At 52.6% G+C, this 15,462-nt stretch carries 21 protein-coding genes and 5 tRNA genes; 8 read left to right on the forward strand and 18 right to left on the reverse strand.

The window, feature by feature from the left end:
* Window positions 1-10: 10 nt before the first annotated feature.
* The gene (locus BCV73_RS18605; protein WP_076169889.1) at window positions 11-250 is read right to left on the reverse strand and encodes a DUF3892 domain-containing protein; all 240 of its coding nucleotides are present in this window, start codon (window positions 248-250) and stop codon (window positions 11-13) included.
* A gap of 90 nt (window positions 251-340) precedes the next feature.
* Entirely contained in the window at window positions 341-784 is a 444-nt protein-coding gene (locus BCV73_RS18610; protein ID WP_076169888.1) for a GNAT family N-acetyltransferase, read from the reverse strand.
* Between the two features lie 96 nt (window positions 785-880).
* Between BCV73_RS18610 and BCV73_RS35855 the strand changes: the two genes are divergently transcribed.
* Window positions 881-1,009 (forward strand): hypothetical protein, encoded by a 129-nt coding sequence (locus BCV73_RS35855; RefSeq protein ID WP_256992896.1) that lies wholly within the window; start codon window positions 881-883, stop codon window positions 1,007-1,009.
* A gap of 162 nt (window positions 1,010-1,171) precedes the next feature.
* Here the strand turns inward: BCV73_RS35855 and BCV73_RS18615 are convergent, their stop codons facing one another.
* Window positions 1,172-1,369: a hypothetical protein gene (locus BCV73_RS18615; RefSeq protein ID WP_076169887.1), complete on the reverse strand. Its 198-nt coding sequence runs from the start codon at window positions 1,367-1,369 to the stop codon at window positions 1,172-1,174.
* Between the two features lie 167 nt (window positions 1,370-1,536).
* On the opposite strand from BCV73_RS18615, the gene BCV73_RS18620 reads away from it, so the two are divergent.
* Window positions 1,537-1,609, forward strand: a tRNA-Val gene (locus tag BCV73_RS18620).
* A gap of 91 nt (window positions 1,610-1,700) precedes the next feature.
* On the opposite strand, the gene BCV73_RS18625 is transcribed toward BCV73_RS18620, so the two are convergent.
* Complete coding sequence (locus BCV73_RS18625; RefSeq protein ID WP_218828158.1) at window positions 1,701-2,030, reverse strand: hypothetical protein; 330 nt, start codon at window positions 2,028-2,030, stop codon at window positions 1,701-1,703.
* Window positions 2,031-2,195: 165 nt separating this feature from the next.
* On the opposite strand from BCV73_RS18625, the gene BCV73_RS18630 reads away from it, so the two are divergent.
* From BCV73_RS18630 to BCV73_RS35100, 3 genes are all read left to right on the forward strand, one after another.
* Window positions 2,196-2,372 carry a YjfB family protein gene (locus BCV73_RS18630; RefSeq protein WP_076169885.1) on the forward strand — a complete coding sequence of 59 codons (177 nt, stop codon included), beginning with the start codon at window positions 2,196-2,198 and terminating at the stop codon, window positions 2,370-2,372.
* Between the two features lie 203 nt (window positions 2,373-2,575).
* Entirely contained in the window at window positions 2,576-2,770 is a 195-nt protein-coding gene (locus BCV73_RS18635) for a hypothetical protein (protein WP_089548166.1), read from the forward strand.
* A gap of 166 nt (window positions 2,771-2,936) precedes the next feature.
* Complete coding sequence (locus BCV73_RS35100) at window positions 2,937-3,110, forward strand: hypothetical protein (protein WP_179232029.1); 174 nt, start codon at window positions 2,937-2,939, stop codon at window positions 3,108-3,110.
* Between the two features lie 77 nt (window positions 3,111-3,187).
* On the opposite strand, the gene BCV73_RS18640 is transcribed toward BCV73_RS35100, so the two are convergent.
* Window positions 3,188-3,928, reverse strand: a complete 741-nt coding sequence (locus BCV73_RS18640) for a glycerophosphodiester phosphodiesterase (RefSeq protein ID WP_089548167.1) — start codon at window positions 3,926-3,928, stop codon at window positions 3,188-3,190.
* A 173-nt stretch (window positions 3,929-4,101) separates the two neighbouring features.
* On the opposite strand from BCV73_RS18640, the gene BCV73_RS18645 reads away from it, so the two are divergent.
* Window positions 4,102-4,263, forward strand: coding sequence for a mechanosensitive ion channel protein MscL (locus BCV73_RS18645; protein WP_076169882.1), 162 nt, complete (start codon window positions 4,102-4,104; stop codon window positions 4,261-4,263).
* 33 nt (window positions 4,264-4,296) lie between these two features.
* Here the strand turns inward: BCV73_RS18645 and BCV73_RS18650 are convergent, their stop codons facing one another.
* Together BCV73_RS18650 and BCV73_RS35860 are read right to left on the reverse strand one after the other, a co-directional pair.
* Window positions 4,297-4,788, reverse strand: a complete 492-nt coding sequence (locus BCV73_RS18650) for a hypothetical protein (RefSeq protein WP_076169881.1) — start codon at window positions 4,786-4,788, stop codon at window positions 4,297-4,299.
* A 104-nt stretch (window positions 4,789-4,892) separates the two neighbouring features.
* Window positions 4,893-5,006, reverse strand: a complete 114-nt coding sequence (locus BCV73_RS35860; RefSeq protein WP_084203873.1) for a sporulation protein YjcZ — start codon at window positions 5,004-5,006, stop codon at window positions 4,893-4,895.
* Between the two features lie 213 nt (window positions 5,007-5,219).
* On the opposite strand from BCV73_RS35860, the gene BCV73_RS18660 reads away from it, so the two are divergent.
* Window positions 5,220-6,302: an AI-2E family transporter gene (locus BCV73_RS18660; RefSeq protein WP_089548168.1), complete on the forward strand. Its 1,083-nt coding sequence runs from the start codon at window positions 5,220-5,222 to the stop codon at window positions 6,300-6,302.
* A 30-nt stretch (window positions 6,303-6,332) separates the two neighbouring features.
* On the opposite strand, the gene BCV73_RS18665 is transcribed toward BCV73_RS18660, so the two are convergent.
* The 7 genes from BCV73_RS18665 to BCV73_RS35105 form a co-directional block, all read right to left on the reverse strand.
* Window positions 6,333-6,743: a hypothetical protein gene (locus tag BCV73_RS18665; protein ID WP_089548169.1), complete on the reverse strand. Its 411-nt coding sequence runs from the start codon at window positions 6,741-6,743 to the stop codon at window positions 6,333-6,335.
* Window positions 6,744-6,775: 32 nt separating this feature from the next.
* Entirely contained in the window at window positions 6,776-7,444 is a 669-nt protein-coding gene (locus tag BCV73_RS18670; RefSeq protein ID WP_089550315.1) for a uracil-DNA glycosylase, read from the reverse strand.
* 163 nt (window positions 7,445-7,607) lie between these two features.
* Window positions 7,608-7,693 (reverse strand) — tRNA-Leu (locus BCV73_RS18675).
* A gap of 152 nt (window positions 7,694-7,845) precedes the next feature.
* Window positions 7,846-7,931, reverse strand: a tRNA-Leu gene (locus tag BCV73_RS18680).
* 25 nt (window positions 7,932-7,956) lie between these two features.
* Window positions 7,957-8,033, reverse strand: a tRNA-Ile gene (locus BCV73_RS18685).
* Window positions 8,034-8,071: 38 nt separating this feature from the next.
* Window positions 8,072-8,148 (reverse strand) — tRNA-Met (locus tag BCV73_RS18690).
* Window positions 8,149-8,256: 108 nt separating this feature from the next.
* Window positions 8,257-8,421 carry a hypothetical protein gene (locus tag BCV73_RS35105; RefSeq protein ID WP_163879495.1) on the reverse strand — a complete coding sequence of 55 codons (165 nt, stop codon included), beginning with the start codon at window positions 8,419-8,421 and terminating at the stop codon, window positions 8,257-8,259.
* A 211-nt stretch (window positions 8,422-8,632) separates the two neighbouring features.
* Between BCV73_RS35105 and BCV73_RS18695 the strand changes: the two genes are divergently transcribed.
* Complete coding sequence (locus BCV73_RS18695) at window positions 8,633-9,499, forward strand: YitT family protein (protein WP_076170154.1); 867 nt, start codon at window positions 8,633-8,635, stop codon at window positions 9,497-9,499.
* Between the two features lie 129 nt (window positions 9,500-9,628).
* Here BCV73_RS18695 and pyrE read toward each other — a convergent pair whose 3' ends face one another.
* The 4 genes from pyrE to BCV73_RS18715 are packed head-to-tail and all read right to left on the reverse strand — an operon-like array spanning window position 9,629 to window position 15,370.
* On the reverse strand, window positions 9,629-10,270 hold the full coding sequence (gene pyrE / locus BCV73_RS18700) for an orotate phosphoribosyltransferase (protein WP_089548170.1): 642 nt from the start codon (window positions 10,268-10,270) through the stop codon (window positions 9,629-9,631).
* On the reverse strand, window positions 10,267-11,004 hold the full coding sequence (gene pyrF / locus BCV73_RS18705) for an orotidine-5'-phosphate decarboxylase (RefSeq protein WP_089548171.1): 738 nt from the start codon (window positions 11,002-11,004) through the stop codon (window positions 10,267-10,269). The genes pyrE and pyrF overlap by 4 nt, the downstream gene beginning before the upstream one ends.
* A 21-nt stretch (window positions 11,005-11,025) precedes the next feature.
* Window positions 11,026-14,238, reverse strand: coding sequence for a carbamoyl-phosphate synthase large subunit (gene carB / locus BCV73_RS18710; protein ID WP_089548172.1), 3,213 nt, complete (start codon window positions 14,236-14,238; stop codon window positions 11,026-11,028).
* A gap of 1 nt (window position 14,239) precedes the next feature.
* The gene (locus tag BCV73_RS18715; RefSeq protein WP_076169875.1) at window positions 14,240-15,370 is read right to left on the reverse strand and encodes a carbamoyl phosphate synthase small subunit; all 1,131 of its coding nucleotides are present in this window, start codon (window positions 15,368-15,370) and stop codon (window positions 14,240-14,242) included.
* Window positions 15,371-15,462: the final 92 nt, after the last annotated feature.

Consider the following 15,462-nt stretch of genomic DNA (forward strand, 5'->3'; position numbering starts at 1 on the left):
CGCTCGTCTTTTATTCAAAAGTAGGCAAGTTATCGAGATTATTCGACGGATCGCCGTCGGCGTCCCCGCGGATGTACATCTCGCCGTCACGGCCTTTAAAGACGTTTACTCCGGCAATGGCGCCCGCTTTTACTTCCTGCAGCGCCTGCTCGTAATCGAGCACCCGGCCCGACGACGTTTGAAAGGCCGTCAAGTCGCCGTCACCGTTCTTCTGTACTGCGATAAATTGTTCTCTTCCCGGGTTTCCCATCGATATCCACTCCTTAAGTTGTCATGATATATCAAGGTGACATATGGATATCGTTCCCTGAGAACATGGATTTATACGAAGAAATGAAGCCTACAGTGTTTTCTTCATACGGACATGCGGAATGCCCGCGTCATCGAACGGCTCCTTGGAAATGACCTCGTAGCCTTGTTTTGCATAGAACTGTTCAGCTTGGCACTGAGCATCCAGGATGGAATAGGCCAGCCCCAGTTCCCTCGCACGCTCTTCCATCGCCATCAGCAAAATGCGGCCGAACCCGTGGGTGCGGAACTCGCGGCGAACCGCGATTCGCTGCATCTTGGCAGTATCGCTGTTATAATAAATGATCCGGCCGGTGGCCACATACTGATCCTTGTCCTGAAGGAGGATATGATGAACATTGTCGCTGATCACATCGTATTCGTCGATCTCCAGGTCGGCGGGCACGTTTTGTTCCTTGACGAACACCTCCTGGCGGATGTCCAGCGCATGTTCCAGCTGCTCGGGGGTCGTCACGTATACTATTTCTGCAGGCATCGGTTACCCTCTCTTTCATGCAATCAATATAAAAAACACGATTGAATCATTATACAAAAAAATGATTTTCCTGTATAGTTGACTCATGAGAGCTCTATGGAAGGGAGACCATGGATCGTTATGGGCATGACCATTGCGCTGATCGTCATTTTATCAGCCATCTTGATCTATTCATTCATTTATGTCATCCAAAAAGGGTATTCACGCAAATGGGATGAGGAATAAGAAAAACGTTTATCGACGAACACTCACGGAAGATAGAACCGTGTTTTGCGGAAGTTTTTCATGCGATATAAGGAAACCGAATCTCCGATGCAAATACTTTCCTATATCGAAAAAAACAGGGCCGGTGCAGTCGGAGCACGGGCCCTTGTCTTGTCCAAAGAATCAGGGCGGCGTAATAGGGCCCTTGGAATACACATCCTCGCTGACCGATTTGCCGTAAACGTCCAGCATAATCGGTGAGTCGGCCATTGTTGAACCGGGCTTGATCGGCTCCTGCGCATCCGAAAACTCACCCGCGGGGGAGCATCCGGCAAGCAGCAGGCACATCCCTGCCGCGAGCAGCCCGCCTTTGTTCGGCATACCGTGCCACTCCTTCTGATTCGAAATATACTTTAGTTTTCGCCCGTTTGGATAGCTTCTAATCATGAGCGGCAAACAAATTGTGCATGCCATTCACCGTGAGCAAAATAAAATGATTGACAGCTAACTATGGCGCTGTTATTATATTAAATGTATCTGACTTATACGATCTGCTAGCTCAGCTGGGAGAGCACCATCTTGACAGGGTGGGGGTCAGTGGTTCGAGCCCACTGCAGATCATCTATAGAAACTCTTGAAGCTTAAGGCTTCAAGAGTTTTTTTGTTCACAATTAGCCGCAGAGTTTTGGCCCTGTCCCGTTAAGATAATCATCTATTTTGTTCCCACATGGACCTCCGCCGTGTTTGCGAAGGAAACCATTACATACGATATCTCAGGTTTCACATTTTCCAACAAAGGTGGGGTAACCAAATGGGTAAATTCTTTTTCCACGAACATGATCACCGTCGTGACTGCCATGTCCGCAGACCAAAACCAGTCATCCTTAAAAAAGAAATCAAGAAAACGATATTCGTCAAAGTGGACTGGGAGCCTGTAATCAAAAAGGTCCACAAAGAAAAGCATGTTTCCTGCCATAAGATTCACAAACAGCACCACCACTTCAAAAAACGCCACCATAAAAGATGCCACTGTCGCGATCACTTCGGTGGAGACATGTATTAATTCCGGATTTTTCGGATGAAATCAGCATGACACCTCCCTGATCGCACGCCCGGGAACTTGGTTCCCGGGCGGCATCTATTTTATAAATCACACCGAAAATCCGATAACATAGATGTTACCCATTTTACATAGAGGAGGCTTATGATGGATATCCCTGCTTTATCGATGGCCATGAGCCAGTCCCGGCTGGCTCAAAATGTGAGCATCCAGGTGCTTAAAATCGCTAAGGATCAAGCCTCGCAGGACGGTCAATCCCTGGTCAAAATGCTGGATAGCAGCGCCGCACCCCATTTGGGAAACCGTCTAGACATCCGGATTTAACTGCTCGGCATTTTTTTCTGCCCCTCCAGACGGAGGGTTTTTTTATTTTTCAGCACAACTGTTCAAATTAAATTTATATTTTAGGTCCATATCCCCACCAATCAAACATTCGTTCTCTATCCAACAGACGAAAATTATCTTATGATAAAGATAGTTATTGATACAAAAGTCTTACCAGTATGTGGATACGGGAGAATAGTCTCATGGAAAAGGAAATTGAAATGGCGATCCGCCGCGGCCATCAATTATTCGTTCAAAATTTGGATGGTGAATCCATTACCGGCATCCCCGAGAAATCCGATGATCCGGGCACTTTAAAGATGCGGACGGTGTACGGCTCCATGTGGATTCCGCTGGATGAAGTCGGCCATCTGTCACGCCTCATTCATATTCGTTAATATTCGCTGCCTTGACTGGGCAGCTTTATTTTTTTATATAACGATTAACCTTTCGTCTCGGAAGGTGCAGGAAAATGTGGTTCAGCAGCACTTGGAACGGTTTATCCTTACATATAAGGAACACACTATGGAAGTACCAACGATTCTATAGGAAGGACGTGTGGCGATGAATACACCGAATGAAGAGGATCGTTTCCCCGGGGTCGATCCCATTCCGGATCCCGATCATGAAACGCCGTCATCCACGGACATGATTGAAGACGTGCTGGAAGAAGGGGCGCGGGAATTGAAGAAAGGTAAACATCCGTCGAACGGGGATTCACCGGATCATCAAGGGTGACGCGTTCCCTCACTGTTCTGGAGACGTTTACGGGCACAAAATAACCCGATGCCGCCGTGGCATCGGGTTATCGGTGTTTAAGAGCGCACTGAAGCGCTCAGCAGCGCAGCCAGCTTATCCGGGTAGTCGGTGATGATCCCCGCTGCCCCTGCGTCGATAAGACGCCGCATTTCCTCTTCTTCGTTGACCGTCCATGGGTGGTATACCTTACCGGCCGCCTTCGCTCCCGCCACAAATTCAGGCAGCACCGCAAAATGGTAGGCGTGCAGGGCGTCGGCTTCAACGCTGCGGGCATATTCCCACGGCTCATACAGTCCCTCCATGTACAAAATGCCGGTGCGGATTTCTGGCGCGAGCTGCTTGCAGAGCCGCAGGGAATAGTGATTGAAGCTTGAGATGACGATTCGCTCACTCAGGTTATAGCTTCTTACCATGTCGATGACCTTCTCCTCAAGCCCTGCATAAGGTACCTTCGTATTTTTCAACTCGATGTTGACGACGGTCCCGGTGTCCTGAACCAGCTCCAGCAGCTCTTCCAGCAGCGGAAGGCGCTCCTCCGCAAAATCGGGATGGAACCAGCTGCCGGCGTCCAGCTTGCGCAGCTCTTCCAGGTCATGGTCTTTGACCCACCCGCTCCCGTTTGTCGTACGGGACAACGTTTCGTCGTGAATCAGGACAAGCCGGCCGTCCCGGGTTAACTGAACATCGGTTTCAATCCCTGTGGCACCAAGCTCCAAACTGCGGGCAAAAGCGGCCATCGTATTTTCCGGACATACCGCAGATGCGCCCCGGTGGGCAAAATTAATAATCGAATCCAATTTCTCTCAACCTCCCGACTGGTATTCTCGCAAACCTTACCAACTTATCGTACCCGTCATATGTAATGCGAGTATAAACCGTAGAGTTTACAAACCGCTCCATCCAAATTGATTCCTCTCTGATGGTTGTATTTTATCATGGATTTATCCCGCATATAAGGAGGTATTCGATCATGATCGTGTTTGACGTCATCGTCCACGGAGAAGTCAAAGAAACCATCCGGCCGGCCACCCAGCGGCTGCAGCATATCCTCGCCTACGTCACCGAAGAGGCCAAGATCCTCAGCAAAAAATACGGAACGGCCGTTAACTTAAGTCGGAGAATCATTTATTGACCGGAAGGGGATCGGTACTCGATCGCCTTTTTTTTATGTCGATACACGCTTTTCTTTTCTCGTCTCTACGCACGGATGGGCCTCAAGAACATGCTGCGCCTCGATGCTTCGCTCCTTACTGCACTCCACTATGACCATAAAATGCCCCTGAATCAGCAGCTTCTCATAGTTTTCTGCATCCCCTTCGGGGACGCCAATCCCCACCAGACTGACAATCAGCCCGTCGTTCTTCCCCCCGACTTCCGCCCCCCCAAGTTTGGCCGCTGCCGGTCCCGATGCCCAGGTGACTTGATCCCGCAGAGTCAGGCTAGAGGTTAAATCCCGGATTTCGCCGAACAACCCGCTGGTACCATGCCTGGACACGGGTTCTTTCAAGCCGGTATCCCGGCATACGATAGATAACTGTCTCTTGTCAAGGGCAAGCAGCGACACGTCCTTTTTGTCAAAATGACGCTCCCAAAGCGCGCTGACCGCCAGCGCCGTATCCTGTCTCGTCCGGAACAATGCGATCACGAGTTGGTTCATCCTCAATCCCTCCCAGGTTAAATGACTGTATGTAATTAGGTAAACTAACGCGGGCATAAAAAAACATCCCGGCCGAATACCGCCAGGATGTGTTGTGTTACGCCTTAACAAAAACAGGAGCTCAAAATAATGACCAAAAGGATGAAAAGGACCAAGATCGCTCCCGTCGATTTGAAAACTCCGCCTGGATAACCAACGCCGCCTACGACTCCGCTCATAGGTTTGAACCTCCTTTTTCATGGGGTCAACCTATATTATGTAGTTCACCTGCGGTTTGACTGTACGAATACCCGGATTGCCTCAAACAGTTACCGCGTCCAGAAGCGATGGCAGGAGCTCCCTGAATCATCCTTATGACATTTGGTTAATGGGTTGTAAAAGAGGAAACAGACCGTTACATAGGCTGGTCCATGAAGGCTGGGGGGATTTGATTGCTGCAGAGCAAATATTTTCGTACATGTCTGGGTATCATCGCGGCACTTTTAATTATTTATTTGGGTGCCAAAGTAAAGTTTATTTTCAATCCGATCGTGCTGCTGTTCAAGCTGCTGCTGGTCCCGGTGATGCTGGCCGGTTTCATGTATTACTTGCTGAGGCCTATCGTGAATTACTTGGAAAAGCACCACTGGAAAAGGTCGCTTTCGATTCTGTCGATCTACCTCGTTTTCGTTGGTCTGATCGCCCTGTTTTCGGTGCTGGTATGGCCAACGCTGCGCGAGCAGGTGATCACTTTTGCCGAAAACGCGCCTTATTTCGTGGAAGATTTGCAGAAGCAGTTTGAGGCGCTTCAGAAAAACAGCTTTTTCGCCAAGGCGCTGCCAAGCGAGTCGGAAATTTATGCCCGCGTGAGTGAATATCTCAACGGTCTAATTATGGCCGTAACGGATTCGATCTCCAATTTTATATCCGTCGTATCCAATGTCGTGGTCATTATTGCTACCGTTCCGATCGTGCTGTATTACATGCTGAAAGAAAGCAGCAAGCTTCCCCCTAAAATTTTGCATATCCTTCCACGGAAATACCGGAAGGAAGGGAAAGAAGCGCTGCGGGAAATCGATACGGCGCTCAGCAACTTTATCGTCGGCAGGGTCGTGCTGAATCTCATTCTAGGCGTGCTGATGTACATCGGCTTCCTCATTATCGGGCTTCCGTACTCTCTCCTGCTCGCGCTGATCTCGATTGTCCTGAACCTGATTCCATACGTAGGTGCGATCATCGCTGCCGTTCCGGTCGTTATCATCGGTTTTATCGATTCGCCTTCCGTTGCCGTATGGTCGCTCGTCGTGATCATCATCTCCCAGCAGATCCAGGATAATCTGCTGACGCCGATTATTTACGGCAAGCAGCTGGACATTCATCCGATGACGGCCATCGTCCTGCTGCTGATCGGCGGAGACGTATCCGGGATCGTCGGCGTCATTTTGGCCATTCCCGTCTATATGATCGCCAAGATTATTATCGTCCGGGGGTATGGTCTGTTTTTGGCGGAAAAGGTAGATGACATGAAAGAGTGAGGAAAAAAAGCATGCCGCAAGACCAATGTCTCACAGCATGCCCCGCAATGACCTGACAACGCAAGTGCACTCCGCTTTCCGATAAGTCCGGCCGTCCGACAGGGTCACCGTCTCCGCATTATGCGAGCTCAGGGTGGCCCTGTATGCTTCCAGACGGTCCTTCCGCCAGATCATGACCTCGGACCCGAACAACACGGCGTTATCGAACTGCCGTTTGTCCTTCATGATATATCCGACCGAATGAGGCGCGGCGTCAGGGGCATTTTTCCCTTCGGGAAGAAGCCGGATCGTACAAACCTCGCCAAACGGCAGCTTCAGGTCGTGCGGCCCGAGCACGAGCCATTCGTTATGTTCATCCCACTTGCGAAGCGTCCCCTTGACCCGGGAATGCAGCTTGTCGTTGCACAGGATAGTAACCCGCCTGCCGATCCAGTTCTTCATGGCCCTTTCGCCTCCTTTCGCATGAAAATGAGTTACCTGTCAGGAATCGCCCAATCGACCGGCTTGATCCCATGGGCTGCTAAAAACGCGTTGGCTTTGGAAAACGGCCTGCTTCCAAAAAAACCGCGGTGCACCGACAGCGGACTCGGGTGAACCGATTGGATCACCAGATGCTTTTTCCGATCGATAAAAGCTCCTTTTTTCTGGGCATGGCTTCCCCATAGAATGAACACGACCGGCTTATCCCGCTCATTCAGCTTCTCAATGACAGCATCGGTAAATCGCTCCCATCCTAATCCTTTATGCGAATTTGCCTCGCCATCCCGGACGGTCAGCACCGTATTAAGCAGCAGCACCCCTTGCTCGGCCCAATGCACCAGCGTTCCATGGTTTGGAATCGGCACACCAAGATCGCTGTGCAGCTCTTTGTAAATGTTCACGAGGGAAGGCGGAATCCGCACGCCGGGTTTGACCGAAAAGCTAAGGCCGTGGGCCTGTCCGGGTCCATGATAAGGATCCTGTCCCAAAATGACCACTTTGGTATCCTCGTATGGGGTCAGCTTGAGCGCTTTAAAGAGGTCCTCTTTCGGCGGGTACACTTTGTGAAGCTTGTATTCCTTGGCCAGTTTATAACGGAGTTCCTGAAAATAGTCCTTTTCGGTTTCTTCCTTCAGCTGCTCGTCCCAATCGTTATTAAATATCATGAAGCATTTCTCCTCTCTCGTAAATATATAAACCTATTTTTATAGAAAAACGTCTTCCGACGCACAATCAATAAAAGTCAGACCGCATTGAACGGCAGCTAAAAAAATAAGCCGGCCCCGATCCGGACCAGCTTACCCTGTTCATCTTGTTCCAATCCAATGCCGAGAACCGGGCTCGAACCGGTACGGTAGTCACCTACCGCAGGATTTTAAGTCCTGTGCGTCTGCCAATTCCGCCATCCCGGCTTGTCTATCACTTTTGTGACGACAAAATTTAATATAACATGTTTTGCCTATACCGGCAATCCTTTAATTGCCATTCCTTTTACCGCCCATGAGCACAAAAAAACCGGCTCAGTCAAAGACTGAACCGGCTTCCTTCGAATGGTTTACCTGTATGCCGAGGACCGGGCTCGAACCGGTACGGTAGTCACCTACCGCAGGATTTTAAGTCCTGTGCGTCTGCCAATTCCGCCACCCCGGCATGCTGTTTCTTACATATTGCTATATGGTGGGCCCTGAGGGACTCGAACCCCCGACCAGTCGGTTATGAGCCGACCGCTCTAACCAACTGAGCTAAGGGCCCTGATCAAGTATATACCGTACAGATAATGGCTGTTAAATTGGTTGCGGGGGCAGGATTTGAACCTGCGGCCTTCGGGTTATGAGCCCGACGAGCTACCGGACTGCTCCACCCCGCGTCATTAACCATATCAAATAGCGACAAGAATTAATATACAGCATATGTACCCACTGCGTCAAGTATTTATTTATGGAATTGGTGTTAGGACACCCTGGAGCCTGCCATGTCACGGCAAGAAGCGGACACCGTACCTGCCTCTCCTTGAACGGAAAATTTCAACGAGCCGCGGCTCTTCATAACCGTAAATCCAGCTGTCCTGCTCCAGCCTCTTCGCCAGGCACCCTGCCTGGAACTTCGTCCGGTAGAGCTTGCCGAAATACACCCACCGCATTACTGCTAACCCTCCTTTCATAGATGAGCTGTTTTGATGCCTATTGTTGCCGCAAACGCCATGGTTCATTCATAGCAGCAGAAATCTCGGTTAGTAAAATGTCGAAAACGTTCGAAAAAAAGCGAGATTGCTTTGTGCTGAGCGGAAAAATCGTTTATACTGATAACTAAGTTGTTTAACATTTTAATTTTCAGGAAAGCGGGGAATGTCCATGGCAAAAACACATAAAAAGCTGTCTTTTGCGGATCTGGTCAAAAAATTTGTATTTATTACGGTGGGCGCCGTGCTTATGGCCGTCGCGCTCGAGGTATTTCTGGTTCCCAATGAAATCATCGATGGCGGCATCACCGGGATTTCGATCGTCTTATCCAAAGTAACGACCTTTCCGCTCGGTATTTTTCTGTTTATTATCAACCTTCCCTTTTTATTTCTGGGATACAAGCAGATCGGAAAAACGTTCGCCTTTTCTACCCTTTACGGCATCGCCGTCATGTCTGTAACGACGCAGCTGCTGCATCATGTCAGTCCTTTTACCAATGAGAAAATATTAGCGGTCCTGTTCGGCGGCCTTATTCTGGGCCTTGGCGTCGGACTCGTCATCCGTTTCGGCGGCTCGCTCGACGGAACCGAAATTGTCGCGATTCTGCTGTCTAAAAAGCTCCGCATGCCGGTCGGCCAAATCATCATGATCATGAACGTCTTCATTTTCATTGTTGCCGGATTCGTTTTCGGTTGGGATTCCGCGATGTACTCCATATTTACATACTATATGGCCTCCAAAGTAATGGATATCGTGGTCGAGGGCTTGAACGAGTCCAAGTCGGTCACCATCATCTCGAACGAATACGAGGAAATTTCCCAAACGATTCAGGATCGGCTGGGACGCAGCACGACCTTCATGTACGCCAGAGGCGGCTACTCGAAGGAAGATACACAAGTCATCTATTGCGTCGTCACCCGGCTTGAGCTGGCCAAACTGAAGGCGCTCGTGCAGGAGATCGATCCCAAAGCCTTTATTGCCATTGAGCATGTGTCCGATGTGCTCGGCGGCAATTTTGAGAAAAATGCCATCCACTAAATCATTTGCAACTTCAAGCCTAAGGTTACAGCAAGGTCGATCATCCATTAAAAAGGCAGCCCTCAGGGGCTGCCTTTGCTGTATCATTTTATAAATCCATTTGAGGAAATTCACACAAGCGTCGTCCTCTTAGTTTCCGAACGATGACGGATCTTCTCTCCACGCTTTGAGCGCTTTGACGTCCTCCTGCTGAATGGCTCCCTTTTCCAGGGCCACTTCCATCAGCGCCGCATAGTTGGACAACGTCTGCAGCGGAATCCCCGCTTCGGCAAAGGCTTGTACCCCTTTATCGAGCTGATAGCTGAAGATGGCGAGCACGGCGAGCGGCTCGGCACCGGCTTCCTTCACGGCTACTGCCGCTTTGAGCGAGCTGCCGCCGGTCGAGATCAAGTCTTCGATGACAACGACTTTTTGCCCCGGCTTGATGATGCCCTCGATCAGGTTCTCCTTGCCGTGCCCCTTCGCTTTGTCGCGGATATAGGCCATCGGCAGATTCAGCTTCTGGGCAACCCACGCCGCATGAGGGATACCGGCCGTCGCGGTTCCCGCTATGACTTCCGCGTCCGGATACTGCGCCCGGATGATCGCAGCGAACGATTCGGCGATAAGCTCGCGGATTTCAGGGTAAGACATCGTCAGACGGTTATCGCAGTAGATAGGCGACTTGATGCCCGAGGTCCAAGTGAACGGCTGTTTAGGCCGGAGCGCCACCGCTCCGATCTCAAGCAAATGGGATGCGATACGGGCTGGAATTTCTGCTAGGGTAGTCAAGCTTCGATCATCTCCTTGATAATGTGTTCGGCAGCTTCACGCGGGTTTTCCGCCGCCGTAATCGGACGCCCGACGACGATGTAATGGCTGCCTTGGCGAATGGCTTCGCCCGGCGTCAGGATGCGCGCCTGGTCGCCTGCTGCGGAGCCCGCAGGCCGGATACCCGGCGTAACGGTGATAAATTGCTGGCCGCAAGCCTCGCGGATCAGCGCCGATTCCTGGGCCGAGGCAACGACGCCGTCCAGTCCGGCCGACTGCGTCAGCTTGGCGTAGTGTACCACGGCGTCCTGCACGCTGCCTTGAATGCCGATCTCGCTGTTGAGCGTCTCCTGGCTGGTGCTGGTCAGCTGGGTGACCGCGATAATGACCGGCCTGCTCAGGCCGGGATCGGCCGCAAGCGCGGATTCAGCTCCATCAAGCGCGGCTTTCATCATCGCCGTACCTCCGGCAGCATGGACGTTAAACATGTCCACACCAAGACGGGTGATGCTTTCTGCGCCACCCCTTACGGTGTTGGGTATGTCGTGCATTTTCAGATCAAGAAATACGCTGTAGCCTTTAGACTTCAATTCCCGCACAAAAGCAGGCCCTGCAGCATAGTACAGCTGCATGCCCACCTTCAAGTAGCAGGGAATCCCTTCAAGTTCGCTGACCAGCGCGGATGCCGCTTCGGCATCCGGGTAGTCCAGGGCCACGATCAAGCGGCCCGCCATTTCTGTATACTTATCATTCATACTTCTCGTATTTCCCCCTTCTCAGTTCGCAAAAGCCGGCATGGCCTGCGAAGAGAAGTTGAGGGTATCCAGCATATTCATCAGCGCTCTGACCGTGTCCAGCGAGGTCATGCAGACTACGCCGTTCTCTACCGCTTCCCGGCGGATACGGAATCCGTCGCGCTGCGGCGTTTTCCCTTTGGTCAGGGTGTTGAACACGAACTGCGCTTCACCATTGCGGATCAGATCCAGGATGTTCGGTGTGCCGTCGCTGAGCTTCTGCACGGTCGTTACGTTGAGTCCGGCTTCGTTCAAAGCTTGAGCCGTACCTTCGGTTGCATAGATCTTGTAGCCAAGGCGCTTGTAGCCCTTCATGAGCTCCACAGCTTCTTCCTTATCCTTGTCGGCCACGGTGACGATGATCGCACCCGATGCCGGAATTTTCATGCCTGCGCCGATCAAGCCTTTGTACAGCGCTTTGGCGTACTGCAGGTCGCGGCCCATGACTTCGCCGGTCGACTTCATTTCTGGTCCGAGTGTCGGCTCGACTCTGCGCAGCTTCGCGAAGGAGAACACCGGCACTTTGACGGAAACGTAGTCGCTTTCCGGCCAGAGGCCTTCTTTGTAGCCTGCGTCCTTCAGCTTGCGGCCGAGAATGGCCTGCGTGGCCAGGTTCGCCATCGGAATCGTCGTCACTTTGCTCAGGAACGGTACCGTCCGGGAAGAGCGCGGGTTTACCTCGATGACATACACTTCGTCGTTGTAAATGACGAACTGGATGTTGACCAGGCCGATCGTTTTCAGTTCCTTCGCAATCCGTGTCGTGATGGACACGATCTTCTTCTTGAGATGCTCCTCCAGGTGCTGCGGCGGATATACCGCGATCGAGTCGCCGGAGTGCACGCCTGCGCGCTCGATATGCTCCATGATGCCCGGGATGACCACGGTTTCGCCGTCGCAGATCGCGTCGACTTCCACCTCTTTACCCAGCATGTAGCGGTCGATCAAGACCGGATGCTCCGGATTGATCTTAACAGCCTGCTCCATATAGCTCAGCAGCTCGTCATCGGAGTAGACGATTTCCATCGCGCGTCCGCCAAGGACGTAGGATGGACGGACCAGCACCGGATAGCCGAGCGATTGGGCCGTGTCTACGGCTTCGTCGACCGATGTAACCGTGCTGCCTTTCGGCTGGGCGATTTGCAGTCTCGAGAGCAACGCCTCAAACTTCTTGCGGTCCTCCGCCTCGTCGATACTTTCGAGGCTGGTGCCGAGAATGTTCACGCCCGCTCTGCTCAGCGGTCCGGCCAGGTTGATGGCCGTTTGGCCGCCGAACTGCACGATGACGCCGATCGGCTTCTCCTGCTCGATAACGTTCATGACGTCCTCGAAGAACAGCGGCTCGAAGTACAGGCGGTCTGACGTGTTGAAGTCCGTGGATACCGTTTCCGGGTTATTGTTGATGATAACCGCTTCGTATCCGGCCTTCTGAATTGCCCACACGGCGTGTACGGTCGAGTAGTCGAACTCGATGCCTTGGCCGATCCGGATCGGTCCGGAGCCCAGCACGACCACTTTCTCCTTGTTGGACGGCGTTACTTCGTTCTCCGTCTCGTAGGTCGAGTAGTAGTAAGGCGTTGTCGCTTCGAATTCTGCCGCGCAGGTGTCAACCATTTTGTAGACCGGACGCAGACCGTTCGAGAGGCGGAACTCGCGAACTTCCGTCTCCGTCGTCAGGCTTCCAGCCTGGCTCTGGCTGCGGATCTCGGCAATCGCCCGGTCGGTGAAACCGCGGCGTTTCGCCAGGTACAGCGTTTCATAAGAAAGCGTGTCTTCCTGAAGCTGCTCTTCGAACGCGATCAGTCCCTGGATTTTATCGAGGAACCACCAGTCGATCTTGGTCAGGTCCTGAACTTCCTGCAAGCCGTAGCCGCGGCGGAACGCTTCCGCGATCAGGAAGATCCGCTCGTCGTCGGCTTTGATGAGGCGCTCGCGGAGCACTTCCTCGCTCAGCTCTTCCGTACCTTTCAGATAGAAGCGGTGCACTCCGATTTCCAGGGAGCGGATCGCTTTATGGATCGATTCCTCGAACGTGCGGCCGATAGCCATCACTTCGCCGGTCGCTTTCATTTGCGTGCCCAGCTTGCGGTTCGCCTGTACGAATTTATCGAACGGCCAGCGCGGAATTTTGCTGACGATGTAGTCCAGCGTTGGCTCGAAGCAAGCGTAAGTCTGCCCGGTCACCGGGTTGACGATTTCGTCCAGGGTGTAGCCGAGGGCGATCTTTGCCGCCATCTTGGCGATCGGGTACCCGGTCGCTTTGGAAGCGAGCGCCGAAGAGCGGCTGACGCGAGGGTTAACCTCGATGACATAGTATTGGTAGCTGTGCGGATCCAGGGCGAACTGCACGTTACATCCGCCTTCGATGTTCAGCGCGCGGATAATTTTCAGCGACGCCGATCTCAGCATTTGGTATTCACGGTCCGAGAGCGTTTGGGACGGGGCTACGACGATACTGTCCCCGGTGTGAACGCCAACCGGATCAAAGTTCTCCATGTTACATACGACGATGCAGTTGTCATTGGCATCGCGCATGACTTCGTATTCGACTTCCTTCATACCCGCGATGCTCTTCTCGATTAGGCACTGGCCGATCGGGCTGTAACGGATACCGGAACTTACCGTCTCACGCAGTTCTTCTTCATTCGCGCAGATGCCGCCGCCGGTTCCGCCGAGCGTGTACGCCGGACGGACGATCAGCGGGTAGCCGATCTCTTCGGCGAAGTCGAGCGCTTCTTCCAGTGTAGTGACGATCGTGCTTTCCGGTACCGGCTGTTCCAGCTCGCGCATCAGTTCGCGGAACAGGTCGCGGTCTTCGGCTTTTTCGATCGAATGAAGCTGGGTGCCCAGCAGTTTAACGTTTTCCTGCTCCAGCACGCCTGCTCTCGCCAGTTCCACCGCCATGTTAAGGCCGGTCTGGCCGCCGAGCGTCGGCAGCAGTCCGTCCGGGCGCTCCTGGCGGATGACCTGGGTTACGAAGTCCAGGGTGATCGGCTCGATGTATACTTTATCCGCCGTGTTCGTGTCGGTCATGATGGTCGCCGGGTTGCTGTTGATCAGGACAACCTCGACACCTTCCTCTTTCAGCGCTTCGCATGCCTGCGTGCCCGCATAGTCGAACTCAGCCGCCTGGCCGATGACGATCGGTCCAGAACCGATAACGAGGATTTTCTTAAGCTGTTTATTGATAGGCATATTATCGTGCTCCTTTCACGGCTGCAGCCAGTTCAGCCTGGCGCGGTTTTGCAGGTTTTTGCTGTTTATGATCGGCAATCATTTTCAAGAACTCGTCAAACAGATAGCTGTTGTCGTAAGGGCCAGGGGCCGCTTCCGGATGGTATTGCACGGTAAAGGCCGGGTATTTCTTATGTTTGAGCCCTTCCACCGTCTTGTCGTTGTTGTTGATATGCGTAACCTCGAGTTCTGTGCCGGCAATGGAGTCATCCTTAACCGTGTAGCCATGGTTCTGCGATGTGATATAGCAGCGGTTCGTCGCCAAATCCTTCACCGGATGGTTGCCGCCGCGATGGCCGAATTTCAGCTTCTCGGTGTCGGCGCCGCAAGCCAGGGCGAACAGCTGGTGACCCAGGCAGATGCCGAAGATCGGATATTCGCCGAGCAGTTCCTTGATCGTCTGGATCGCGTGCGGTACATCTTTAGGATCCCCAGGGCCGTTGGACAGCTGAATGCCATCCGGATTCAGGCGGCGGATTTCCTCGGCCGTCGTATCATGCGGAACAACCACCACGTCGCAGCCGCGGGAAGTCAGTTCGCGCAAAATACCGCTTTTGGCGCCGTAGTCGATAAGTACGATCCGCTCTCTAGCGCCCGGGCTGCTGTAAGTATGCTTCGTGGACACGCGCGACACCTGATCGGTCATCAGGGTGCTCGCAGCAAGACGCTCTCTCAGTTCCTCGACGGACTGAGCGGATGTCGTCAGAATCCCCTTCATCGTGCCGTGGCTGCGGATTAGGCGGGTCAGCATGCGCGTATCGATGTCGCTGATGCCGACGATCCCGTATTCCTTCAGCAGCGTATCCACGCTGTACTCGGCGCGCCAGTTGCTCGGCACCGTTTCATGGCGGCGTACGACAAATCCGTGCACATATGGCGCAACCGACTCAAAATCGTCGCGCGTAATGCCGTAGTTGCCGATCAGCGGGAACGTCATCGTGACGATTTGCCCGCAGTACGAAGGGTCTGACAGCACCTCTTGATATCCCGTAATCCCTGTATTAAACACGACTTCGCCCGTCGTTTCACCTTCTGCTCCGAAAGCACTGCCCGTAAACAGTGTTCCGTCCTCCAGCAGCAATCTTGCCTGCATCCCACTCACTCCTCTGTCAAATTACGTTAAGTTAGTATCTAGTAGTATCTATATCTGTTTCTTTTTTATCAACCGATCCGGCCCGGTTATAT

The sequence above is a fragment of the Paenibacillus sp. SSG-1 genome, from assembly GCF_002224835.1.
Classification (GTDB): domain Bacteria; phylum Bacillota; class Bacilli; order Paenibacillales; family Paenibacillaceae; genus Paenibacillus_AQ; species Paenibacillus_AQ favisporus.